Origin of the sequence: Pseudomonas sp. NPDC087817 (assembly GCF_044742875.1) — a bacterium.
In the GTDB taxonomy this organism is placed as follows: domain Bacteria; phylum Pseudomonadota; class Gammaproteobacteria; order Pseudomonadales; family Pseudomonadaceae; genus Aquipseudomonas.
In genome coordinates, this window is sequence record NZ_JBIUVJ010000023.1 from 51,871 (window position 1) to 72,772 (window position 20,902).

Genomic DNA, 20,902 nt, shown 5'->3' on the forward strand with positions numbered 1-20,902 from the left:
TGCGACGCAAATATGGCGCCTGTTTGATGACGCTTCAGCTTCCAACCTCTCAACTTGGACTCCTGAATTCCTCGTTAATTCTCAATGCTTGACGCACGGCGGATGAGGATAGACACCTCCGTTGAGGCTTCGATAATCTCAGTTCCGACTGTTGATGGCCCTAGATGCCTGTGCGAAGCCGTTCTACTGTTCGCAGGCGGTAGTCCTGCGCCAGAGATAAGTATCGCTTGCTAGCAGCGAATCAATAGATAGGAGCTAACGGACCAGCCTGAATGTACCCAATGAACGAAGTTCAAGGATTAGCATGAGCACGGTAACCATTGAATTTATGATGCAGAATGGCGGATTTCGGCTCAACGTCGGAGATCAATTGTACGGCGACCTTGTGAGGTGCTTGCACAATAATCGGTCACTGGAGCCTTGGACGACGGTTACTCAGGAGATAAAGCTTGGCATTGCGGAATTAGTCGCCAACTACGGAAAACAAATGCCGCATCTGCATAAGCTGAACAAAAAAATTCAAGCCATGCAGATCGGTGAGAAGTTCCTGGTCGCAGAAGGTATGCCGGAGGATACGTCCGAAAGAAGCGAGCTTGAGGCTCTGGTAGAGGTTCTGAACACGTACGACATTTCTCAGGTGGGAGCCGAATGGGCGAGACGCACAGCTGAGATGAAAAGCTTCATGGGCAAGCTGCTTCAGAATTACAACGTCTTTACCCCTCGACTCGACGTGCGTATCACGTTAGGTCACGCAAAGAAGGATGAAAGAGCGTGTAGATTTTGTGGCGGGACGCTTGCCTCGGGATCTTCCTTTACGAAAGTAGCGCACGCGGTTCCGGAAGCACTAGGCAACAAGACTTTAATTCTTGGCGATGAGTGTGACATCTGCAATAAGTATTTTGGCGACAATATTGAACCGCACCTCATCGGAAGCTTCGACATATACCGCGCGTTCCTTGGTGTAAGAGGGAAAAATGGGTTGCCGCATTTAAAGTATCCCTGTGCAGAGATAACCCATCGAGACGGCATTCCTGTCGTTATCGCTCAGAAGATAGAATTTACCGACACGAGCATATTTGTAGAGCTAGGCGAGTCAAGAAAATTAACTCCCGCTAAATTGTATCGAGCACTGTGTAAAATCACGCTATCAGTACTAAACGAACAGGAGCTAAGCGGGTTAGAAGACACTGTGGCATGGGTTAGGAATGACCAACCCTCAGTTGTACTCCCAAAAGTCGCGACAAACGTTTTGCCGGGCAGCAGTGACGGCTCAGAACTTTCCGTGACAGTTTTTACCAGAAAAAACGATGACCACAATCTGCCGCACGTCGTAACCGAATTCAGATTCGGTTGTGTTATCTATGTTTACATTCTGCCGTTCTCACGCTTGGACAAGCAGAGCTTCATAATCGATGAGGAATACGAAAAATTTTGGTCTTGCTTCCCAATGTATTGCCAGACAAAAAACTGGAAATTTGAAGATTTTCACTGCACCACGGAGCTTACTATTAACGACTCAATCCGTGTGGAACACAGCGGGCAGACTAAAATATAGCAAATAAATAGCACGAACAGCCAAAAAACTAATTAGCGGTACGCCGGTTTGATTTTTCAGAAGGATTTATTCAGATGAACGCCTTGGCAGAAACTGTTGAAAAAATAGATATTAACTCCGAAAATGTTTTTTTTGATGCGCCAGGCACCAGAGGAACGGAGCAGCAACTGACTCTTTATTACGATGAAACAAACAATTTTGGAAAGCTCAAACTTTTGGAAAGTGGGCTCAATATTAGTAAAAGTGATAACTTCGTGCTTGGAGGAGTAGTACTTAAGCCAGGTGGGGCTGCTGGAGATATCAACGAGCTAAAACGAAAGCTCAGGGTGCAAGCGAGCGCAAAAGAAATTAAATTCGACATGGTCGCTCATGGGGCGTTTGAAAAAATACTTGGGTCTACCAAACTTAATTACGCACTCAACTGGCTGCTTGATCATGATCTTGGAATACACTATACAAATCTAAATATCATAAACTGGTTCATTATAGATATAGTTGACTCGATTCTTGCTCAGGATGCTTTCTCTTCTTATTTTTTCATGCATCGCGAACTTAAAAACGAGCTGTACCATATTGCCACCAAGAATCTACCTGGTTTTTTGTCTCTCATTCATAAATACAACTTTCCGAGCGTCGAGAGAGGTGAGATCTCAAATTTCCTAAAAGATTTGTACGCTTTTATAATCGCTAATTGGCCTGAAATGACTTTCCCTCCAACGGACGCATTGAAAGAAGTCATTCTCAGAGCCAGAGTTGTCCCGGAGCTGTGCTTCCTGGAGGGAACCGATCAAAATATTTTAATCAAAGGCATCGACACATTTTTTCTATATCGTCTATGCGCATTTAAAAACGCTAGCCACATTTTTGACGAAGAAAAAACGGTAAGAGAGAATATTGAAAAGTATCGAATTTTATTCGGTGATAAGGAAATTCCTTACCAATTTGTGAACTCGCAGCAGCATTTTGAGATCCAGTTATCTGATGTTGTCTCGGGCTTTCTAGGCAAGTATTTCTCCTTCATCGAAAAAACCCCAACCAACAGTTTAATTAATTTTAAGAAAGGGTTAAACCAAGCTCAGTGCAACAATTTGGCTGCGTTAAGAAAGCTAATTGAGAAATCTGACACTATCAGTAATGTACTACTTCACCGAGTAACCACTATGGATAGCGATAACAAAAGTGACTATTTCATTTTCGATACCCGGTTGTCCCCCCATTTGAAATCTACGAATCGATAGTCAAAGAATTTCTGAGTCCGGAGACCGAAAGACATTGGACTGCAATGTTAGCCAAATTCGTTGATGCTACGGAGGGAAAAGTGACAGCAGAAGAACCAACTGACTCGGTTTTCATCTCGTACGCATGGGGCGAAGAGTTTGAAAGCAAGGAATGGGTACGGCAGCGTATCGTAAGTAGTTTGGACTGGAATCACGATGTTTTCTGGGATCGTGACAGCGTTGCATTTGGCCAATCAATTGATGGGGTAATTGCTGAGGCACTGGCCAAGCGTCCCATACTAATTCTGTGTCTGTGCGATCAGGACTATCTGAAGGCCGCTCAGCTAAAGGGCTCAGGCCTGTACCGCGAGCTTGAAATGCTAGCCAAAATCGTCGACGAGCCAAACGTTCGAATTGTGCCCCTCATCCTTGAGGCTGGTTGCGCAAACAAACTCCCCGATTTTTTGGCGGGTCGTCTCTACCTGAATCTGGCGCCCCTGCATCAGCAAAACATTGATATCGGAATGGCAGTAATGGGAGTTGCCGAAGGTTTGCCTCCAGCTCAGGTGCAGAGTGGAATCAACTCCCAATTAGCTACATTTAGGTTGCGTCAGCGAGCCCTCAACTACCTGCAGAAACGTCCTGTGACGATTTGGGGCAATGGACGCACTCATGAGGTTACTGTCTATCGGCATGACATCGCCCCCGTACTTTTGTCGCCTCCGACTTGGATGTGGCAGAGCAATAGCTGGGATTACATGCTCGAGGATGATGGCCCGACGTTTTGTCCTAGCAAGGGGCGCTGGCACTGGGAGCTATCCTCCTCATCTACAGATATGCGCCCATTAGCCACGGCCGTACTATCAATATTTTTTGAGCATTTGACCGGAGAAGAAGAACAAAAATGGCTAAATCAGGGTGGCATCGTTCTGGCAAATACGTTTTTTAGAACAGTATTAATTACTGAGCCATTTACCTTCGATGCGGAAGATGTTGTGGGTTTTCTGATGCGTCGCGATGAGGGTTTCGAAGCACTAGAGGAACTCATGAGAGCAACGGATCGGACGGTCACTGACGATTAGTAGGAGTGGATCCGACGCCAGTATGAAAGGTTGTACGCATTAACTCAAAAAACATGACGTGCCCACTAATGGAGGAGATATGACCAGTACAATCGAAGTCGTAGTAAAAATTGTTGGCAATTCGAAACGAGTCGTAGTGTTCACAGGCGCCGGTATATCCGCAGAAAGTGGTATCCCCACTTTTCGGGATCCATTGAATGGTATCTGGGCTCGCCATGATCCCAGGAAACTTGAAACAGCAAGCGCTTTTCGCGAAGACGCCGCGTTAGTATGGGGATGGTACCTATGGCGCCGCGCCCAAGTTGCACAATCGCTTCCAAATGCTGCGCATTTGGCTATTGCCCAATTGGCCAAGACAGGAAGAGTAGTGACCGTCGTCACCCAAAACATTGACGACCTTCATGAGCGTGCAGGCTCAGTTGACGTGATTCATTTACATGGAAGTCTGGAACAACCAAAATGTTTTGCGTGTCATCGCGCTCCAACTTCCCTATATCTGGAAACTAAAATTGTATGTGAGGGAGTTAGGGTAGAGCCTCCGCGCTGTCCGCGTTGTAACGGAAAGCTTCGCCCCGGAGTCGTATGGTTCGGTGAAACCCTACCCGCTTCAGCTTGGAAGCGGGCAGTTCTGGCTGCAAAGAACTGCGATGTCCTGCTATCTATTGGTACCTCAGGCGAAGTATTCCCGGCTGCAGAGATTCCAATAATTGCCCTGAAAGCTGGCGCATCCGTTGTACATGTCAATCCAATAGGCGTTTCCCTATCGAGCAGTCATGAGCTTTATCTTGCTGGACGTGCAGCAGAATGCGTACCTAATCTTGTATCACTCATAGAAATCGCTGACAAGACAGCTCATTAAAGGTCAGATACAGCGGGGGGGGGCGATACTAAGAACAAAAAATAACTTCTATTGTGGAGTCGAAGTACGCTTTACCATGTAAATGAATCTAGTTTAAATAGCATCGTAGATGCAACCTAAACTCGCACTAAAAATAACTTTAGAAAAATATCCAGTATTCGAGCGAGTGCAAGTGAGGTTCGGCATCAGTGCCATAAGTTAAGGGCGAATAAGCCGAAATGAGCACGGCTGGCGCATGAAAAAACAGCCTCATCGCATGCATCAAGAGCACAAAATAGGAACACATCTTACGCCCACAAGTGCTCCTAGCACTTCATGCTAAAACACTCATCTTGAAAGGTGCTTTTTCTTCTTTGCACCTGCAATTATTCCAGAATCATTGAGTGAGAGCGAGGCAGCGAGACTTAGCCAATTAGCGTACATTTCCATGTTATCTCTAACGAACGATTCCACTTCTTGCACTGCTTTCTCATATCTGACAGGGTTTTTCTTACTAAGCCTACCAGTTTTTTTCACTGCACTAGAATTCTTGCAATCTATATGCAGAAAAGGGGAGTCATGGAGATGTTTTGCAGTGGATACTACAATATCAGCAGCTCTCTCTCTAAGCCTTGGATTGAAGTCATTAGGGTAGCAGCGCGTTGGCGATACATTTACTCGTATGCTGTCAAAGTAGAATTGGTACCAACATGCCTCTATTTCAGCTGTTGCACACTCAGCAGAATTGTCGGCAGTGTCATGAGCCGTGACAATATAATAAAAAACTTGCTTATCAAACTTCAAGCCAGAAGCAAAAACTCCATCCTCAGAAACTAGAGCGTGGAACTTTCTGTCCTTTGAAGGAGGCGAAGAAGTACTTGCGTCACACTCTGCCAAAGCTAGAGACGCTTTTAATCTATTATACTGTTCTACTATTTCAGTGGCCTTTTTCATTTGCGCGAACCTGACCCACAATTAATCATAATATTACCCGAAGCCCTAAACCCCGTCAAAAAATGGTATTTTTTCCTTTTAAAACAGGAGTCTACATTTGCAATTTGCGCACCAATTGGTGGTATCTAGGTTTGATACCCCTGGCTTCGAGGCGCCGGTCAGACTCCGTTAATTGAAAGCTCATTCCAAGGTAGGCATCGATTAATCCTTCCGCTGGCCTCGACACACCAATCTCTTTTGCTCCAATCACCTTGGCGAAGATATCTGCCTGGATCAAGGCAATCGGTAGCACAAACCCTTTGAGAGGGCTCATCGGGCATGGGTTCCCCTCAATGTATCTCACATTGAGGCTGACTCGCCCACGCGAAACGCGTGCATACATCAGTCCACATAGGATGCCCTGCGAGTAAAATGCGGCCTCTAGCTTCTTGGGCTTTTTCCGATGCCTCTCCAGCAAGCTTCGCCAATTCCAAACAACGCGGCAGTCGGGGTGAAGGCGCCAACGCTCGTTCTCTACGAACTCTCGCTCGCCGATTGCGCATGCCCCTACTTCAAGAGGATCAGGCAGCGCGGCACACACAGCCCCCAACTGACTGAGCGCCAAGATGGAATGCTGCGTGAACTCTTCGTGCTTGGCACGAAGAGTTACCTCAATGTCGACCCCCATGCCCGCATCCCTTCTTCGACTGAGAAATGGTCGGCGATTCTACGGTACCTGTAACAAAAAAACACTGGTGAGCGACATCTGGCGGGAATTTGCGCAATACAGCTTCTATTGAAATAGCGTACCACGCGGCTCTGCACACTTTTTGATAATCACTCCGCACCAGAAGCGGCACAAGCGTTAGGTTTATCAAGCTTTCGTGCCTACATTGGCCGCGAGCGCTCCGCGCACATTCCAATCTACATCTACCTCCCGCCTTGGACTGCAAGCACCGTACAAGTCATCTCCAAAAAATCAAGGTTGCTGTGTGCCTTGTCAGCGGACGCGTAGAACTCTTCACAGTTAGGGCGCAAATACTTCCTCTTGCATTATTTCCCATTTCTTCACTGTGTTCTCTCGCTCATGTGGTACACGAGCTCTGAGCTTCAAAAAGAGCATGGGTGGTAGGCAGTGCTTAGTCGCGCTGATCTGCAGGAAGTCCGTTACGATCCCTTAGACCCATATACATTCGTATTTTAAGTCAACGGTATCAAGTTCCCGAAAAAAAAGCGGAAGGTCGCAATTTTGCGAGATGCAATATTAACCTCCCCAAACTCTATTTCGCTGACTTTGGGTGCTACTACGTCATTGTCATGCCAATGTGATATTAATAAGCATGGTCCCATTCGAGAAGCCTGCTCGGCGTAAGCCATTTACCAACGATCAGAGGATGAATTGGTGTTGTTGAAAATGGATTTTGAGGCGGACTGGATCGTCGAGATGCGTCGGATCATGGAAGAGCATTGGGCGATGGACCTTGCTTCTGCGAAGACCGAGGAATTGGCCGCGCTGTTTTTCCATGCCAGAACACGCAGAGTCGAACCAAGGCCCAGGGCCGTGCTTATATCTAATTCCTTCGCCTGCCCACTTGAGCACGAAGCCGGGTGGGCAGAGCTCAAAGTTAAAATAGAGACCGGTGAAGACCTGTCGCAGCATCTGAGCCTGAAAATTGAAGACTTCAAAGGCAAGGATGGATTGTTACTGGATTGGGGGATTTACCACTTCCATCTTGGGCAGGCGCAGCACGCAAAAAACAAGAGCTTCGTCGAGCGCACAGGTCCAGTGGTATTCGGTTTTCCCACTGATGATGCATTCCATGCGGTTGGCATCTATCAGCACGGTGCCTGGTCGGACAGTTCGGTTATTGAAACGCTGCATGCAAACTGGCCGCACCTCACGCAGCCAGCAAGGATGCAGGGCAGTGGCATGTCTCTCGGTCAGTATTGCACTGATGAAGACAGAAAAATGCTGAGGGCCGCCGGTATCAATCTCATCACCCCGCTATCGGACGGTTCCCTTCTATTACCTCTGGGAGGCGGGTATTCAGGCAATGGGGTTTCCGCCCAGGCGGTGACAGACGCCGAGTTAGAGCGACAACGAATTCATGGCCTTCAGCAACTAATCCACGGCCGAGCCGCTGAAGTTGCGCGGGCTCTTAAGGCTGAGGGTTATACCGGCAACACGGAGGTGATTGGGCGTTTGAACTTCGGTAATGGTGTTCAGTGGGTTTCATTCGACGGGTTTCGCGTCTGCTTTGCTGTTTAACAAGGTGAGGTGCCGTGCTGCAAAGCTGGCTCTAGAGATTAATGCGTCGGCAGACGTTGCAATTTCTGCGGTATCGACTTAAATTCAAACATCAAATGTACGATTTTCTTACCTCGGGACCATCGAAATGAAAGACGGCATTGAGAAACACCTTGGCCAATTCTGGGATAAGCGTGCGCTCGAAATCGTTGATGACCCGCTGTCGGTTGATGACTTGGGTGCGCCGATGGAATCGGTCATGGCTATCGAAGCGCTGGTTGAAATCGGGAAAATGTTGAAAGTCAAAATCCCGGTGGATGTCGTGATCCGCAACGGCGGTTACGAAACCAAAGAACAGTTCGTCAAGCTGGTCACGTCCGGAATTCTTAAGCACCTGAAGGAAAAGACCCATGCATAGTTTGTCGCTGGATGATCAGGACAGGCTGCGCCTGGCTGAGCGCCTGCGAGATGCTCGGGAGTATGTGGGGCTTTCCCAAGATGAAGTGGCTCATGCACTCGGGGTCTCCCGCCCGGCGGTGACCAACATCGAGTCGGGCAATCGCAAAGTGGAGGCGACGGAGCTGAGCAAGCTTGCCAAGCTCTATCGCAAGTCTATGGAGTACCTGATGACCGGAAGAGAACCGGCGCCTTCCGGCCCCACCCAGCTCGCGTTTCTGGCCAGAGCAGTAAATGGACTTTCGCAGCAGGATATTGATGAGGTCGCTCGCTTCGCCGAGTTTCTCAAGCACAAGGGACAGTGAATGGGCTTCCGCGATGTTGTTTTGCGAGCAGCACAGCGTGCGGTCGAGGTCATCGATGAGAGCGGTGCTATGGCTCGCATCGAGCAGGACGGATACACGCGAATAGACCCTTTCCAGATCGCTGCCGATTCTGGGGTGATGGTCATGCTGCGCCCGATGGAGAAGCTGCTCGGCGCATTTCTGGGTGATGAAACACCTGGAATATTGGTCAATGTGGATCGTCCGGCAGGCCTGGTTCACATGACCTGTGCCCACGAGTTGGGTCATTTTTTCATGGGTCACGGCAGCAGCGCCGACGAGAAAATCTATTACGGTTCTCAGGCTGCGCTCGTCGAGCAGGAAGCGGATCAGTTCGGGTACAACCTGCTGGTGCCTCGCAAACTGATCGTCAAAATCATGCAGCGCAAGCAATGGACCAAGCAGGCGCTGTTCCGGCCTGACGTCCTTTATCAACTGGCGTTACGCATGGGGGTCAGTTACGAAGCGGCGGCATGGTCGCTCAGCCGGCATGGCGTCATGAACGCTGATCAAGTCCGGGAAATGTTGCGGACCAAGCCCGCGATGATCAAGAAAGCGCTGCTCGGCGACCGTTTGGTGGATGCCCGCAAAGAGGTGTGGCTGCTCGACAGCGATGATCGAACTTCAATCCTTGAGCCTCGCCCGGATGATCAACTGGTTGTTCGATTGCCAAGCCGGGCGCCATCAGGATATCTCTGGGAAGCCGATTCCGAAGAGTTAAAGGCGCGGGGATTTCAGCTGGAGCCGTTGACCGTACCCTCGACGCCTTCAGTGGATAAGTCGCCGGTTTTCGGCGGTACAGAGATGATGGACTACCTCCTCACAGGCGGAAGGGCCAGTGATTCAGAGCCGGTAAACGTGCGTCTCTCAGAGCGTGCGCCGTGGGATGCCGCGAGCTCAGCCGCCGACACATTCAGCTCATGCGCCAAATTTGAATCGTTGAATCTCGGGCTGACACCGCACTCGCGTAGGCAGTTGCTCAAGGACGGGCTAGCGTGATCGTCCCTAAGGTGTTGCTCGATGGCTTCGGTTCGCCCGCAAGGCCTCAAGGGCGACGTCCGACCTGTCTGGCATTTGCATTGTCGGATCTGAATCGACCGAAATCACCTGCCGATTTGAGTCCTGAATACCTTTATCGGGCGGCCGCCATTTTGACGCCAGATTGGGTGCCAGGCAGCGGAATCACTTTCGATGCTATACGAGAGGCATCTCGTGTCGGTCAGCCTGAGGAGGCCGCGTTTCCTTACTGCTCTGAAGAGCCTCTGGTCCCCATTCCCGATCTGCCCTCGGGACTTCAGCATTACGGTGACTTGCTGCAGCGAGTATCGGCTGACCCTACCGATATCGCCTGTTTTATAAGTGCAGGTCAGCCGATCGGATTGGGTCTGCGGGTAACGCCCGAATTCTTCAAACCTGAAGGGGGCCTAGTGGCTTTCGGTGATCAGGTCATGCCAGGACTTCTCCACGCGGTAGTTGCCATTGGCGTGGGGCATGAAGATGGAAATAGTGCGCCATGGTTCTACGTGCGCAATAGCTGGGGCCCCCAATGGGGTGTAGACGGACACGCCTGGATTTCAGGCGCCTATGTAAGCGCGCATGCTGAATGTGCTTTTGGAGTAGAGAATGGCAAAACTGATCGCATCTGAAAGTTTGGGGCAGGCTTGGGTGGCTGCGGCCCGGCATCTGGCAGGATGCAAGAAGCGCAAGGATCGGAATTTGATCCTGGAGATCAGCGCTCCTCAGAAGCTGGGCAAGGATGATCTGAAAATTATCAAGGCCGTGGATGCTGCATTGCGCAGCAAACGTGAAGACCTGAGCGTCGAGACCGTGGCGGGCACCATTTTTCCCAATGGGTTGGCCCGGCGATTTTCCCGTCCCGAGCTATACACAAATTACTTGGCGCTGCTGGCCAAGGGCAAAAAACGCAGTTCGTGGGGCACTTATGCTCAGCGCATGATGAGTCGTCCGAGCCGAAACGGGACTGGGACCATCAATCCGTTGGACGACCTGATTGAGCGTCTGCTTCAAACGCACAACGGTACCAAGTACCAATCGGCGTTCGAGCTGGGGGTCAGTGATCCCGATATTGACTTGGCGCCGCCACTCGATGGACATGGGTATGAATTACCGGTGTTCGACCCATCTCGGGATGCAAAACCCCTCAACGTCCCTTGCTTGAGTCATTTGAGCTTCAAAATCACAGATGGAAAACTGGACCTGACCGCGATCTACCGGTCTCAGTGGTACTGCCAGCGTGCGCTGGGCAACCTTATCGGCTTGAGCCAGCTTCACTCGTTTGTGGGCAAGGAATCCAAATATGAATGTGGAGTGCTTACCTGCATCGCGACGCATGCGTATTTGGATACGGAGACCTTTGGCAAGGTGGGTGTCACCAAAGGTCTCCTGGCTGCTCTACCCGGTTGAGGGTAATCGTCAGAGCAGCGAAGCCTGACGACTTTCCTGGGAAAACTGAGGGTGCAGATCGTAGAGTTTGGCCATCCCTGCGCGGAAGTCGCGGACTCCCCCGTAGCTCGGGTGGCGAATGGTTTCTATGGGCAGGCCAAAGCGCGACGCATAGTGCGCTGCGTCCTGACCAATCGCGATAATCTTCCTAATTCTAAGCCAACTGAACAGCTCGCCATTGAGCTCATCCACCAATGCCAGCTCTTTTGCGCTGAATTTGCGATTGGTGAATGGGTTGCCTGGCTCATGCGGATGAAATGGGAAAACATTCCACAGCAGGGGAGGAATATCGACAGCCTTCAAGACCGCCCAAATCTCCGCAGCAGTACGTTCGGCGATTGCTGGGCCCCGGGTCGCCTGTTGTGACTCGCACCCTGGGTATACGCGTGTCATTTCGCAAAGGTGGAATTCGTCGGTAAGGGCCAGCCCGGTCCGACGTCCACCGCGATATCCCAAATCACGCCCCATCCAGATGGTGTCGGTGCCTAGATCGGATACAGCCTGAAGATAGGTTTTCAGGTTTTTGCGACGAGAGGCGGCAGCGCCTGCGCGATCATGCACAGGACAGGTATCTGCGTACGGGTTGAACACATTGTCGAGACTGAATTTAGACAAGGCCTTTACGAAGGATGTAGGGGTCATTGCGTTTAGGCCTCTTTGAGGGGCTCGTGAAAAGTCAGCGTCCCTTCAGTAATGTTGACTACCACCGAGCCTCCTCGATGCTCGCGCAGTTCGCGGAACATTCTGAAACCTTCGATGATGGCAAGCTCCCACTGCCAAAGCTTGCATCGCTCAACCTCGTAACCCCGAACCATCCCTTGGATCTGCTTGAGTAGGCCGTAGTCGAGACGTCCAGGTTGAGTTGCTGCGTAGTAGTCATATTTTTTCGCGTGATCGAAAATCCAAGTGGCGATGCCTTCTTCAATGATCGCTGCGCGAGCGCCATCGTCGTTCTCATCTTTAGCGGGGTCGGATTTCCGTTTGCGCTTGAGCAGTGCTCGCAACACCGGTGACCAACCCAGATACGCCACATAAGCCAAATGGAAGACATCGTGGAAGCGATAGTCGTCAGGCTCGTTGCTATTGTCTGTAAGTCGGTCACCGATATAGACGCCATTCAGGCGCTGAACCACATGCTTGTTCTGGCCTTCGCCGCGTTCGATGAATTCGATAGTGAATTCGCGCTCGAATTGCTCATGCTCCGGAAAGCCTTCATCGAAAAGTGGAAATTCACGCTTTTGTTCACCTGGCCAGCGACTGGCCGTTTTTTCCAGGTTTCCCAAGGCCACATCTTCAATGTTCAGGTTGAAGCTGGAGCAGGTCTTGGCGAGTTCCGACAGCAGCTGTCCGAAATAAGCCTCGCGCTTGGGTGGCGCCATACTCATCAAGCTGGCATGCGACATCTCAGCCAGCACACCGGCGCTCAGCGCAAGCTTACCCAGCTGCGTTGGGCGGGGGATTGTATCCTCATCGCGCTGTGTTTCGATAAGACCGTCTATCTGACGGAACGTAATCGGCGGCGCGGGAGCTTTCTTGCTTTCGCCGAATTCATCGCGAAGGACAAGGATGCAGTGCTCCCCGAGAGCGTCGGCGGGGATTTTCAGAAGGTGCGCCGCAATGGTCAAGTACCACAGCGCATCGCCCAGTTCTTCTGCGGCCAAGTCGTTTTGTGCGGCCTGCAAACGGTCACGACCTGCTTTTTTCACGGAGGAAAGTAAGCCGCCAATCTCGCCAAAGTATCCGAAGCGAATGTATTGAAGGCTATCGGCATCGTCCTCGAAGCGCATGCTCTCCCGCGCTTTGAGCATGTACTTGGCTACGGTAAGAGCCACCGGACGCGGTTGAGGTACTGGCGCCATCAATCCTCCTTGATCATGTTTAAGCTATTTCATGCGAGTGCCAGCACCTGCTGTCGTAGCACTTGCTGCCGTAGCTCCATCTTTAGCTGTTTGCAGCGACCGACGATCGTCTCGCGATCAGCGTCGATCGCTCCCATTTTTAGCGCGCGTTCACGCACCGAAACGGTCACATCGTAGTGCGGGTAACCCTTGGATTGAAACCAGCTTTTACGCAGGCCCAGTCGAGAGGCGAACGAGTGAAGCTCATCCAGAGTATCCGCTGCCAGATGGCACCAGAGCTTGCCCCGCCACAGGATCTCTTCTGAATCGACGTAGACCGCCATTCTGCTCGCCTTCTGTGAAAATATGTGCAAATATTTTGCACATTATGGGAAAAAAATTCAACTCTTCATCCGACGTAGCCTTAGTTGGGGCGCAGATCCGTCAAGCTCGCTTGGGTCGTGGTCTAACGCTCGTTGAGCTTGGCCATGCGGTCAATGTTCATCATTCTCAGATCTCTCGCTACGAGCGGGGGCAGATGAACAGTGTCGGCAAAAATTTGCATAAAATATGCATATTTCTGCAAATTAAAGACGATCCGCGTGAGTATTCAACCAGTACCGCGAGCTTGGGGCGAAAAGTGGACGAGCTACTTCGAGTTGCGCCGGGGTGCGAGCCGGCAGTGACGAAGTTGGTCGAAGCTTTGGAGGAGCTCATCGCCGCGGCGCTTCCCGCAAACACGTCTGCGAGCAGCTCTCTGTCGTCAGTCGAGTAACACACACTGATGCGCAAAGCGCCCGCTTATCACTTTGCCTGTGACCTACTAGGGGGGCAGAATGGTGATTGCGTCACGCCCTTGACCGTGCGCAGGGCCAGTACGAAGATTGCAGTCGTATGGAGCTAGCCTGAGAAATCCACAGATGTGTAAGTGTCCTGGCTGTTTGTTGGCTGATCGCAGGTCTGACTTATGAGCACGTCACGTAAACGCCCAAACCCAAACCGGCAGAAGACAGGTGCGAAAGCTCGCATCCAGAGTTTGAGGCGGGTTGAAGCAAAGTCCAATCGAACAGACGTTCAGCTGCTTGATCGACTGGCGGCGGGCACGGTGTCGCTTGAGCCTGCAGGACCTTTGGCAGGAAAAGTCTCCAGCGGCTTGGCGGATGTGTGCTCGGAATAGGCTGAATCGTTCAAATTGCCTGGAAACGCATCCTTTTGAGAGCCAGTGCTGTTATGCCTATTCCCGCAGTCATCTTCGACGCCTTCGGCACCCTCATACAGATCAGTAAAGGCAGTAGCCCTTACCGAAAAATCCTGAAAATTGGGATTGAGCAGGGTCGCCGTCCTCAGCCGCGCGATGCGGAATGCATTCTGTCTTTGCCTATGGACTTACGCCAGGCAGCTGATTTCTTCGGGATTAGTGTCAATCCCTCCGTGATGGTTTGCTTGGAGTCAGACCTCGGTCGCGAACTTGCCGACATTCAGGCTTACCCAGATGGCATTCATGCCGTTCGAATGCTGCAAGACGCGGGCGTCAGGGTAGCGGTCTGTTCAAATCTCGCGAAACCTTACGCGGCGGCAATTGAACGTCTCTATCCAGCACTTGATGGCTACTCCTACAGCTTTGACGTTGGCGCCGTGAAGCCTTCTTTCAAAATCTACAGCCATGCGGTTCACGCGGTATCGGCTTCACCGGCAGACGTGTGGATGATTGGGGATTCTAAGGAGTGCGATTGCGACGGTCCAATCGCGTTCGGAATGCGAGGGTTTTGGCTGGATCGACAAGGCCGAAGCCCCCATAATTCTCTAGATCAATTTGCCGAAGGTGTACTTAGTTTTTGCTAGTAGCCATTCCGATGGTTGGGTAATCGCACTGATATTGATTCTTCCATTTACATCGGACTTTACCGATAAACTCCGCAAACACGAAGGTAGGAAAAAAACCAAAAGCAGACGCTCAGCAGACAGATTAATAGCGGCCAGTGCCGGTATCCCTCGTCAGCCCGTTGTATAGAAACCACTGCTTCGTTGTGCTTTCGAATCTCTTCTTCATCGCCACATTCAATAAACGCAAGTCCCTGATTTTCATAGATAAAACCGGAGGTTTGTGGTTTTTTGGCATTCGAAAAAGCCATATGGGACTGAGATGGGACTGGCGCGTTATTCTGGTGCGCAAATAGAGGCCGCCGAGGGGTGACTGACCTTCGCCGGCGATATGATGAGCTAGGCTTTTCTGAACCGAACTTCAAGGACGACTTTCATGCCATCTGACTCAGATTCCAACATTACCGCGGCAGATGCTCTTACATTGCTTCTACATAACCAGCATGCCTTGGCAGCGGCGATAGAGGAGGTCACTAGATGGCTATCAGAAAATGGCGTAGAGGCTGTAGCACATAATGCAGTCGCGGCCATGGAAACACTGGATACAAACGCAAAAGAGATTGCAGATGCGATTCTGCGACTGCGGGGGTTATAGACAGTTTTTGCAAGCTAAGGAGCGCCGGTGATAGAAAACATTGGAAGTACCGTGACCATCACAATCTTCGTGTTGATCGCCGTCGGGGTTGGAGTAATGCTTTGGCTTAATCCAGATGCTCCGAGTAATACGAATCAAATCGTCACTCTCTTAGGCGCTCTGGCTTTGGCATGTATTGCGGTGAGTCCTTTCGTCAAACCCGAGGAAAAGTACAGCTTCTATACGATCACTTTGTTTCGGGACACAGAAACTGGAAGCTTCATGGTCGGGCCGATGTTCCATCCATATTGGAATGCGATAGGCCCACTATTGGTTGGCCTACCATCTACTATTTCAGCCTTCGGTCCTGCGATGCAGGTAGACGACGAAAAAGTGCCGGAGCTGCTTCAAATTATCTTGGCCAAACAGCTCCTTCAGAATTTGAAGGGTTCTTGGGACGGTCAAGTCGTCAATTTGCCAGGGGTGTTTGGTGGAACACAGCCAGGCAAACTGATCATTGCTTCCCCTAGCCCTTCTGAGACGCTTTCCCACGAAAAAATCAAAATGGCATTGGCAAATAATTCGTTCGTGAATTTGCTCGATGAATCCAGCATACAGATGCCACTCGGAGCATCTTTAACATCAGGACCGCCGGCTGACCGATACATCGAACTCAAAGCCAACGGTTTTAAAATCATGGTGGCTGTTGTGGGTATGCGGGGGGGCACTCTCAATCAATCTATTTGGGGGGTGATAGATCCCCCAGCTGATTCGCCTACTCGTTATGAAGTTCGGCAATACACAGTGGTAGCAAAAGCTGAGACTAGCGTTTTTAGGCGCTACCCTAAGGGCATCGAGTCCTATTGGCGATGGTACGAAAACGTTAAAGAAACGCTTGCTGAAATCGACTGGAAAACCATCGATGCAGCAATGGTTGATCAGAGTCGAAGAGCTGAGTATCCAGACTTACTTGAACAAATGAATCAGCGGCACCGTTCCCATAACGAACTGTGACGACCGGAGCGTATTACGCTCTTGTGATCTGGACGAGATCTGGTCGAACATCGCAAGGTGTGCGAATGCTTGGTGGAAGGGTGGTAATCGGCAGGCCACCCGGAAACATGCGACTCTCCAACTATCGCGTCGTTAACCGTACTAAGCAGACTTAGCGTCACCGGCCCGCCGCTTCTTGAATTGTTCAAAACGATCCCGGTAGGAGAACAGGTAGTCGAGAATTGCGTTCGTGAATTCAATGGTGTCTCTCGCGTCTGGCTGAGCGATGGAAACACCCACTCCATGGGCAGCTTCATTGCCAACGATCCGCAGTGCATCAGACCACTCAAATAGGCGTTCGTCGATGAGGCCAGCCTCCTTCATCTTCTTCAAGGAAAGGCTGAGGTTTCGCTCTGTAACGCCATGCTCTACGCATACTCCTTCAATGGTCTTGCGGCACATAATTGCGGATGCTGTGTAGGCCTGAGACCGATAACATGCACAAGCTTCCTCGAAAGCGGCGCGGATCTCCCTAGGCGCATTGGGGTTGACTCGGACATCGGTTTGGGGGAAGACAACGAATGGGGTATCCCACTTATCGCCTTCTGCCATGTTTCCGGTATTAGTCTGTCGCACCAATATGGGCGATCTGCAAGCCGTACATGACAGCAGCGTGTAGCGACAAGAGGGCTCGTTGCCCTCAAATCCACGCCAGTATCCACCGGTTTCTTCTCCCTCAACGTATTCTCGACATTCTGCACACTGGATGATCATCTTATTTGTTCCCTCGGATCTGAGTAAGCGACCCAATGCGCCTGCCAAACTTGGTCAATCCACCTAATAGGGTAATATCGGCGGTAATCAGGTGGCCCCACGACAGAGTTGGCCCACGGAAAATTTCTCGGCGAATCTTCGGCAGAATAAGTTACCTCGGATTCTTTAAACAGTCGACTGACCGTTATTGACTGAGGTCTGCCTGTCGACACCAGTCGGAATAGATAGCTATCTCTGGTTGTATTGACAAAGCATGCTGGCTAAATCTGATGTAATGCGTTTTTAAGCCGATTGTAATCAGTCGCATTTAATTCGAAAAATTCGCATCTATTTCCAAAACCTACAACTGCCGCCGACCAGTGCCGGGCCTGATGCCGAGTGGTGTGGCTGGCGAAAAGGACGTTGCGGCCAATGGGTCAACGGCACGCCGCTGGCGACGGATTGAATGGCGGCCACCTCCAGTGCTTCGCATTCGGACAATGGCGGGAGCAGTCCCGGCAATCGACTGGCCAACAATGTCTTGCCCGTTCCCGGCGGCCCGCTGAACAACAGGTTGTGCGCGCCCGCCGCCGCGATCAGCAGCGCACGTTTGGCTGCCATCTGCCCCTGCACTTCGTTGAGGTCGGGATAGGGTCTGGCGGCATGAATCAAGCCGTCCGATACATAAGGCTCCACGGGCGTGTGCCCGTTGAAATGTGCCACCGCTTCCAGCAGATGATCCACCGCGTACACCTTCAAACCCGAGGCCAGACACGCTTCCTCGGCATTCGCCCGCGGCACCACCAGCGCACGACCCGCCTTGCGCGCCGCTAATGCCGCGGGCAACACGCCACGCACCGCTCGTACGGCGCCGGACAGCGCCAACTCACCCAGACATTCCACATCATCCAGCGTCAGACACGGCACCTGCACACTCGCCGACAGAATCCCCAAGGCAATCGCCAGATCAAACCGTCCGCCATCCTTGGGCAGATCCGCCGGCGCCAGATTCAAAGTGATCCGCCGCGCCGGAAACTGCAGCCCGGAATTGATGATCGCGCTGCGCACCCGATCCTTGCTCTCCTTCACCGCCGCCTCGGGCAGGCCGACCATGGTCAGCGACGGCAGACCGTTGGCCAGGTGAACTTCGACGGTGACGGCGGGGGCTTCCACGCCAATCTGGGCGCGACTGTGGACGATGGAGAGGGACATGGTCGTTCCTTGAGCTGAATCGGGGAGCCGCTTCCTGCGGGTTTTTTAAGGGTAGTTGGGAGAGCGAATCCAGGCGACACGGATCCGAGGGCAAACCTTCACTGGATGTTGCCAAGGTGCCCTTCCACGTTCAGTAGAGGCGCCACATTAGTTTTCTTCTTCGGGATTTCTTACTTGGCTTCCTCCCCCGGCCAACCAACCATCCGGTTCGAGTTCTTTACCGTAATTGGCTGCTACCTCAATAAAACGACGCTGATTGGCTGAAATACCTCCGGCTAACCGAAGTGCTTCAGCGTGATATCCAACAATCTCTTCTAGCTTTTTCCTTCTCTTTTTGTCTTTCATTGAGGCCTCGTTTTTCGGGTGACAAATGCTTCGCTGGTCACCGTAGTACAAGGAGGAAAGGTCGCGTAATCAGGCGCAGACGCTGATTTTTGTAGGGCCATGCCCTAATAGTTGTAGGACGTCGGCGAAAGGGTTTCGACGGTCTTGTATCGCGGAGTCGGATGCTCCAGTTTGGTCGTTCAATGCAGCCTCTGGAGGCGAAAAATGGACCGCAATGGTATGCGCCCGATTCATCCGGGCGAGGTTCTGAATAAGGAATTCATGGAGCCGTTGGGCATGGCTGTCATGGATCTGGCCATGCCCACGAACTGGCCCGAAAGTGAGATCGAAAAGCTTGTGAAATGCCAGCTGAGGATCTGCGCCGACCTGGCAATCAGACTTGCCACTCATCTCAACACTACGCCTGAGTTCTGGATGAATCTCCAATCGACTTACGATTTGCGCAGGGCCCAGCTCCGGCATGCGGGTTTATAGCGATTGCAGCATCCGTGAAGCCCTTTTCCACCATGGCCCCGTCATTGGGCGCTTGGTCTGTTCCCGTTCCACCACCATCAACGGCACATCCTGCAGCCGAATCCACGGCTGGTTATTCCAGTGCAACAAACTCAACGACATATCCGGCCAACTGAGCAGGCTCAAGTGTGGGCGTTCGCTTGTGGTGTGTTGGTGGGTGTCGCGCAGGGTGGGGATGACTTGGTGGGTGAGCCATTCGCGTAGCGCTCGGTATTCGGGGCAGTAGTGGTAGGCGAGGAGGGCGTAGATGCCGGATTCGCTGATCAGCAGGGTATTTTCGATCTGATTGTGGATGAGGGTTTTGCGGGTTTGATGTTGGTCGGGGTCGAGTTTTCGCAGCATGCGTTCGTTGAGGTAGATGTGCAGCAGGCGGCTCAGGTCTCGGGCGCAGAACCAGGGTTGGTTCTGGATGAGGAGGGCGTGGAGGGGGAGTTTGTGGCGGGTGAAGATGCTAGGTGTCAGGTAGTTTTCGTCCATGGTTCAGTTCTCGAATTCAAGTGAAGAAAACTGCTTCTGTTCGTCGCCAAACGAAAAGGGTGGCAGCCATGCGCGGGTTGGCGAACCGGTGAATTCGAAACCGGCAGACCCTGAGGTCTCCCACGCAAAGCCGCCATAACTCATGGAGAGAAAAAACCTCTCTGTGAATTTAGTTGCATTGCGTCGAATTCGATCCAGGTCGCCAAACCCGGTGCTGAACATTCAGCATCGAGTGAGCTTAGGAACCGGGGCTTTTCGGCGCAATCGGACAGCGGTGGTGCAGTGTGTAGGACGTTGCCGTGATTGTTGCAGGGCTGCGGATCAAAAGATCGCAGCCTGCGTGAATTCCTACACATGAAGCTGAAGGTCGTGCCGACCTTCAATCGCTAGCAGGCTAGCTCCCACAGGGGATTGCGGGGTTATTCGGCTGGCGGTGTCAGCTTCGCTTCCATCTCGGCAACCTTGGCTTCGAGGCTCTCAAGACGTGCGCGAGTACGCGCCAACACAACCATCTGACTATCAAATTCTTCACGGCTGACCAGATCAAGTTTGCTGAAGGCACTCTGCAGCAGCATCTTGAACTGGCTTTCGATTTCGGCTTTCGGCAGCGGGGTGTCGCCGCTGAACAGGCGGGAGGCGGTGCCGCTCAGGGCGTCGAGGAAGTCTTTGGGCGCGAGCATGGTGGATGTCCTGGAAACAATGGCCGGCAGTGTATCACGCAGTGTCTATAGTCAATCTCGTGGTCAGGGATGCACGCTTTTCGCGCAGGCGGACGGACGGCGACGCACCGTTGTTGTGCGTATCCGCTGGGCCTTTTGCGCGGGATGGCTTGCGGCAGCGGCCAAGGGATTGAAATCAGGGGATTTTGGCGAGATGGCAAGGTTTCTGCTTAGTCACCTTCGACCCATGCACTGATGCAGTCGCTGTGACGAATGCAGTGCGGCAGGCGAAGCGGGGAGTTTCGTCTGATGCGGTTAGCTGGCGTCAGCGATGCGTTACAAAGCCAGGCACTGCGCTTAGACTTGAGTCGGGTTTGTTTTCCTGGGGCAAGTCCACCAATTCGGGAGAGAGTTTCATGAAGCTAGTCACTGCCATCATCAAGCCGTTCAAGTTGGACGACGTGCGCGAGTCGCTGTCAGATTTCGGCGTGCTGTGTATTATCGTTTCTGTTTTGTAATTCTTGTTTGGGGTGTTGTGTTTG

Annotated in this window: 25 protein-coding genes and 2 pseudogenes; 16 read left to right on the plus strand and 11 right to left on the minus strand. The window is 51.7% G+C overall.

Annotation, left to right across the window (positions count from 1 at the left end):
- Positions 1-304: 304 nt before the first annotated feature.
- From ACIONG_RS16595 to ACIONG_RS16610, 4 genes are all read left to right on the plus strand, one after another.
- Positions 305-1,555 (plus strand): HNH endonuclease, encoded by a 1,251-nt coding sequence (locus ACIONG_RS16595; protein ID WP_401301061.1) that lies wholly within the window; start codon positions 305-307, stop codon positions 1,553-1,555.
- A 74-nt stretch (positions 1,556-1,629) separates the two neighbouring features.
- Entirely contained in the window at positions 1,630-2,793 is a 1,164-nt protein-coding gene (locus tag ACIONG_RS16600; protein WP_401301064.1) for a DUF3800 domain-containing protein, read from the plus strand.
- Positions 2,794-2,873: 80 nt separating this feature from the next.
- Positions 2,874-3,854 carry a toll/interleukin-1 receptor domain-containing protein gene (locus ACIONG_RS16605; RefSeq protein WP_401301067.1) on the plus strand — a complete coding sequence of 327 codons (981 nt, stop codon included), beginning with the start codon at positions 2,874-2,876 and terminating at the stop codon, positions 3,852-3,854.
- Positions 3,855-3,933: 79 nt separating this feature from the next.
- Positions 3,934-4,713, plus strand: coding sequence for an SIR2 family NAD-dependent protein deacylase (locus ACIONG_RS16610; RefSeq protein WP_401301070.1), 780 nt, complete (start codon positions 3,934-3,936; stop codon positions 4,711-4,713).
- Positions 4,714-5,040: 327 nt separating this feature from the next.
- On the opposite strand, the gene ACIONG_RS16615 is transcribed toward ACIONG_RS16610, so the two are convergent.
- Both ACIONG_RS16615 and ACIONG_RS16620 read right to left on the minus strand, forming a co-directional pair.
- A complete protein-coding gene (locus ACIONG_RS16615) occupies positions 5,041-5,646 on the minus strand; it encodes a hypothetical protein (RefSeq protein ID WP_401301073.1) in 606 nt (201 codons plus the stop codon).
- A 91-nt stretch (positions 5,647-5,737) separates the two neighbouring features.
- Positions 5,738-6,313 carry a hypothetical protein gene (locus ACIONG_RS16620; protein WP_401301076.1) on the minus strand — a complete coding sequence of 192 codons (576 nt, stop codon included), beginning with the start codon at positions 6,311-6,313 and terminating at the stop codon, positions 5,738-5,740.
- A gap of 714 nt (positions 6,314-7,027) precedes the next feature.
- Here ACIONG_RS16620 and ACIONG_RS16625 point away from each other — a divergent pair.
- The 6 genes from ACIONG_RS16625 (at position 7,028) to ACIONG_RS16650 (ending at position 11,076) form a co-directional block, all read left to right on the plus strand.
- Positions 7,028-7,894, plus strand: a complete 867-nt coding sequence (locus ACIONG_RS16625) for a hypothetical protein (RefSeq protein ID WP_401301079.1) — start codon at positions 7,028-7,030, stop codon at positions 7,892-7,894.
- A gap of 127 nt (positions 7,895-8,021) precedes the next feature.
- Complete coding sequence (locus ACIONG_RS16630; RefSeq protein ID WP_008439386.1) at positions 8,022-8,291, plus strand: acyl carrier protein; 270 nt, start codon at positions 8,022-8,024, stop codon at positions 8,289-8,291.
- Complete coding sequence (locus ACIONG_RS16635) at positions 8,284-8,634, plus strand: helix-turn-helix domain-containing protein (RefSeq protein WP_401301082.1); 351 nt, start codon at positions 8,284-8,286, stop codon at positions 8,632-8,634. Before ACIONG_RS16630 ends, ACIONG_RS16635 begins: the two co-directional genes overlap by 8 nt.
- Positions 8,635-9,651, plus strand: a complete 1,017-nt coding sequence (locus ACIONG_RS16640; protein ID WP_401301085.1) for an ImmA/IrrE family metallo-endopeptidase — start codon at positions 8,635-8,637, stop codon at positions 9,649-9,651. It begins immediately after the preceding gene.
- Positions 9,648-10,298 carry a C1 family peptidase gene (locus tag ACIONG_RS16645; protein WP_401301088.1) on the plus strand — a complete coding sequence of 217 codons (651 nt, stop codon included), beginning with the start codon at positions 9,648-9,650 and terminating at the stop codon, positions 10,296-10,298. The genes ACIONG_RS16640 and ACIONG_RS16645 overlap by 4 nt, the downstream gene beginning before the upstream one ends.
- Positions 10,276-11,076, plus strand: a complete 801-nt coding sequence (locus ACIONG_RS16650; protein WP_401301090.1) for a hypothetical protein — start codon at positions 10,276-10,278, stop codon at positions 11,074-11,076. The genes ACIONG_RS16645 and ACIONG_RS16650 overlap by 23 nt, the downstream gene beginning before the upstream one ends.
- A gap of 9 nt (positions 11,077-11,085) precedes the next feature.
- Here ACIONG_RS16650 and ACIONG_RS16655 read toward each other — a convergent pair whose 3' ends face one another.
- Genes ACIONG_RS16655 through ACIONG_RS16665 form a run of 3 tightly spaced genes read right to left on the minus strand, consistent with a single transcriptional unit; the run spans position 11,086 to position 13,297 of the window.
- Positions 11,086-11,757, minus strand: a complete 672-nt coding sequence (locus ACIONG_RS16655) for a uracil-DNA glycosylase (protein ID WP_401301093.1) — start codon at positions 11,755-11,757, stop codon at positions 11,086-11,088.
- A 5-nt stretch (positions 11,758-11,762) separates the two neighbouring features.
- Entirely contained in the window at positions 11,763-12,974 is a 1,212-nt protein-coding gene (locus tag ACIONG_RS16660; RefSeq protein ID WP_401301096.1) for a nucleoside triphosphate pyrophosphohydrolase family protein, read from the minus strand.
- Between the two features lie 29 nt (positions 12,975-13,003).
- On the minus strand, positions 13,004-13,297 hold the full coding sequence (locus ACIONG_RS16665) for a DUF4031 domain-containing protein (protein ID WP_159299191.1): 294 nt from the start codon (positions 13,295-13,297) through the stop codon (positions 13,004-13,006).
- Between the two features lie 44 nt (positions 13,298-13,341).
- On the opposite strand from ACIONG_RS16665, the gene ACIONG_RS16670 reads away from it, so the two are divergent.
- The 4 genes from ACIONG_RS16670 to ACIONG_RS16685 all read left to right on the plus strand — a co-directional run bounded on the left by ACIONG_RS16670 (position 13,342) and on the right by ACIONG_RS16685 (position 16,422).
- Positions 13,342-13,728, plus strand: a complete 387-nt coding sequence (locus ACIONG_RS16670; RefSeq protein WP_401301100.1) for a multiprotein-bridging factor 1 family protein — start codon at positions 13,342-13,344, stop codon at positions 13,726-13,728.
- A 455-nt stretch (positions 13,729-14,183) separates the two neighbouring features.
- Positions 14,184-14,795 (plus strand): HAD family hydrolase, encoded by a 612-nt coding sequence (locus tag ACIONG_RS16675; protein ID WP_401301103.1) that lies wholly within the window; start codon positions 14,184-14,186, stop codon positions 14,793-14,795.
- A 415-nt stretch (positions 14,796-15,210) separates the two neighbouring features.
- Positions 15,211-15,429 carry a hypothetical protein gene (locus ACIONG_RS16680; protein WP_401301106.1) on the plus strand — a complete coding sequence of 73 codons (219 nt, stop codon included), beginning with the start codon at positions 15,211-15,213 and terminating at the stop codon, positions 15,427-15,429.
- Between the two features lie 51 nt (positions 15,430-15,480).
- Complete coding sequence (locus tag ACIONG_RS16685; RefSeq protein WP_401301109.1) at positions 15,481-16,422, plus strand: hypothetical protein; 942 nt, start codon at positions 15,481-15,483, stop codon at positions 16,420-16,422.
- A 141-nt stretch (positions 16,423-16,563) separates the two neighbouring features.
- On the opposite strand, the gene ACIONG_RS16690 is transcribed toward ACIONG_RS16685, so the two are convergent.
- The 3 genes and pseudogenes from ACIONG_RS16690 to ACIONG_RS16700 form a co-directional block, all read right to left on the minus strand.
- The gene (locus tag ACIONG_RS16690; RefSeq protein ID WP_401301112.1) at positions 16,564-17,013 is read right to left on the minus strand and encodes a DUF4145 domain-containing protein; all 450 of its coding nucleotides are present in this window, start codon (positions 17,011-17,013) and stop codon (positions 16,564-16,566) included.
- A gap of 501 nt (positions 17,014-17,514) precedes the next feature.
- Positions 17,515-18,366, minus strand: a pseudogene (locus ACIONG_RS16695) (YifB family Mg chelatase-like AAA ATPase); the annotation flags it as partial.
- Between the two features lie 147 nt (positions 18,367-18,513).
- Complete coding sequence (locus ACIONG_RS16700; RefSeq protein ID WP_401301115.1) at positions 18,514-18,711, minus strand: hypothetical protein; 198 nt, start codon at positions 18,709-18,711, stop codon at positions 18,514-18,516.
- A gap of 204 nt (positions 18,712-18,915) precedes the next feature.
- Here ACIONG_RS16700 and ACIONG_RS16705 point away from each other — a divergent pair, with 204 nt between their 5' ends.
- Positions 18,916-19,185 carry a HigA family addiction module antitoxin gene (locus ACIONG_RS16705; RefSeq protein ID WP_401301117.1) on the plus strand — a complete coding sequence of 90 codons (270 nt, stop codon included), beginning with the start codon at positions 18,916-18,918 and terminating at the stop codon, positions 19,183-19,185.
- Here ACIONG_RS16705 and ACIONG_RS16710 read toward each other — a convergent pair.
- The 3 genes from ACIONG_RS16710 to ACIONG_RS16720 form a co-directional block, all read right to left on the minus strand.
- The gene (locus ACIONG_RS16710) at positions 19,180-19,701 is read right to left on the minus strand and encodes a Bro-N domain-containing protein (RefSeq protein ID WP_401301120.1); all 522 of its coding nucleotides are present in this window, start codon (positions 19,699-19,701) and stop codon (positions 19,180-19,182) included. The two genes, ACIONG_RS16705 and ACIONG_RS16710, sit on opposite strands and share 6 nt — an antisense overlap.
- Before the next feature lie 3 nt (positions 19,702-19,704).
- Positions 19,705-19,923, minus strand: a complete 219-nt coding sequence (locus ACIONG_RS16715; protein ID WP_213026939.1) for a hypothetical protein — start codon at positions 19,921-19,923, stop codon at positions 19,705-19,707.
- A 197-nt stretch (positions 19,924-20,120) separates the two neighbouring features.
- A complete protein-coding gene (locus ACIONG_RS16720) occupies positions 20,121-20,381 on the minus strand; it encodes an accessory factor UbiK family protein (protein WP_007920416.1) in 261 nt (86 codons plus the stop codon).
- A gap of 395 nt (positions 20,382-20,776) precedes the next feature.
- Here ACIONG_RS16720 and ACIONG_RS16725 point away from each other — a divergent pair.
- Positions 20,777-20,869 (plus strand): annotated as a pseudogene (locus ACIONG_RS16725) (P-II family nitrogen regulator); the annotation flags it as partial.
- Between the last annotated feature and the right edge of the window lie 33 nt (positions 20,870-20,902).

Excerpts from the sequence above, each read along its gene's own strand:
- ACIONG_RS16630 (WP_008439386.1), top strand. The coding sequence starts at position 8,022 with ATGAAAGACGGCATTGAGAAACACCTTGGCCAATTCTGGGATAAGCGT.
- ACIONG_RS16620 (WP_401301076.1), bottom strand. The coding sequence starts at position 6,313 with ATGGGGGTCGACATTGAGGTAACTCTTCGTGCCAAGCACGAAGAGTTC.
- ACIONG_RS16670 (WP_401301100.1), top strand. The coding sequence starts at position 13,342 with ATGGGAAAAAAATTCAACTCTTCATCCGACGTAGCCTTAGTTGGGGCG.
- ACIONG_RS16720 (WP_007920416.1), bottom strand. The coding sequence starts at position 20,381 with ATGCTCGCGCCCAAAGACTTCCTCGACGCCCTGAGCGGCACCGCCTCC.
- ACIONG_RS16715 (WP_213026939.1), bottom strand. The coding sequence starts at position 19,923 with ATGTTCAGCACCGGGTTTGGCGACCTGGATCGAATTCGACGCAATGCA.
- ACIONG_RS16680 (WP_401301106.1), top strand. The coding sequence starts at position 15,211 with ATGCCATCTGACTCAGATTCCAACATTACCGCGGCAGATGCTCTTACA.
- ACIONG_RS16710 (WP_401301120.1), bottom strand. The coding sequence starts at position 19,701 with ATGGACGAAAACTACCTGACACCTAGCATCTTCACCCGCCACAAACTC.
- ACIONG_RS16640 (WP_401301085.1), top strand. The coding sequence starts at position 8,635 with ATGGGCTTCCGCGATGTTGTTTTGCGAGCAGCACAGCGTGCGGTCGAG.
- ACIONG_RS16610 (WP_401301070.1), top strand. The coding sequence starts at position 3,934 with ATGACCAGTACAATCGAAGTCGTAGTAAAAATTGTTGGCAATTCGAAA.
- ACIONG_RS16705 (WP_401301117.1), top strand. The coding sequence starts at position 18,916 with ATGGACCGCAATGGTATGCGCCCGATTCATCCGGGCGAGGTTCTGAAT.
- ACIONG_RS16690 (WP_401301112.1), bottom strand. The coding sequence starts at position 17,013 with ATGGCAGAAGGCGATAAGTGGGATACCCCATTCGTTGTCTTCCCCCAA.
- ACIONG_RS16635 (WP_401301082.1), top strand. The coding sequence starts at position 8,284 with ATGCATAGTTTGTCGCTGGATGATCAGGACAGGCTGCGCCTGGCTGAG.
- ACIONG_RS16615 (WP_401301073.1), bottom strand. The coding sequence starts at position 5,646 with ATGAAAAAGGCCACTGAAATAGTAGAACAGTATAATAGATTAAAAGCG.
- ACIONG_RS16655 (WP_401301093.1), bottom strand. The coding sequence starts at position 11,757 with ATGACCCCTACATCCTTCGTAAAGGCCTTGTCTAAATTCAGTCTCGAC.
- ACIONG_RS16675 (WP_401301103.1), top strand. The coding sequence starts at position 14,184 with ATGCCTATTCCCGCAGTCATCTTCGACGCCTTCGGCACCCTCATACAG.
- ACIONG_RS16665 (WP_159299191.1), bottom strand. The coding sequence starts at position 13,297 with ATGGCGGTCTACGTCGATTCAGAAGAGATCCTGTGGCGGGGCAAGCTC.
- ACIONG_RS16650 (WP_401301090.1), top strand. The coding sequence starts at position 10,276 with ATGGCAAAACTGATCGCATCTGAAAGTTTGGGGCAGGCTTGGGTGGCT.
- ACIONG_RS16660 (WP_401301096.1), bottom strand. The coding sequence starts at position 12,974 with ATGGCGCCAGTACCTCAACCGCGTCCGGTGGCTCTTACCGTAGCCAAG.
- ACIONG_RS16600 (WP_401301064.1), top strand. The coding sequence starts at position 1,630 with ATGAACGCCTTGGCAGAAACTGTTGAAAAAATAGATATTAACTCCGAA.
- ACIONG_RS16700 (WP_401301115.1), bottom strand. The coding sequence starts at position 18,711 with ATGAAAGACAAAAAGAGAAGGAAAAAGCTAGAAGAGATTGTTGGATAT.
- ACIONG_RS16595 (WP_401301061.1), top strand. The coding sequence starts at position 305 with ATGAGCACGGTAACCATTGAATTTATGATGCAGAATGGCGGATTTCGG.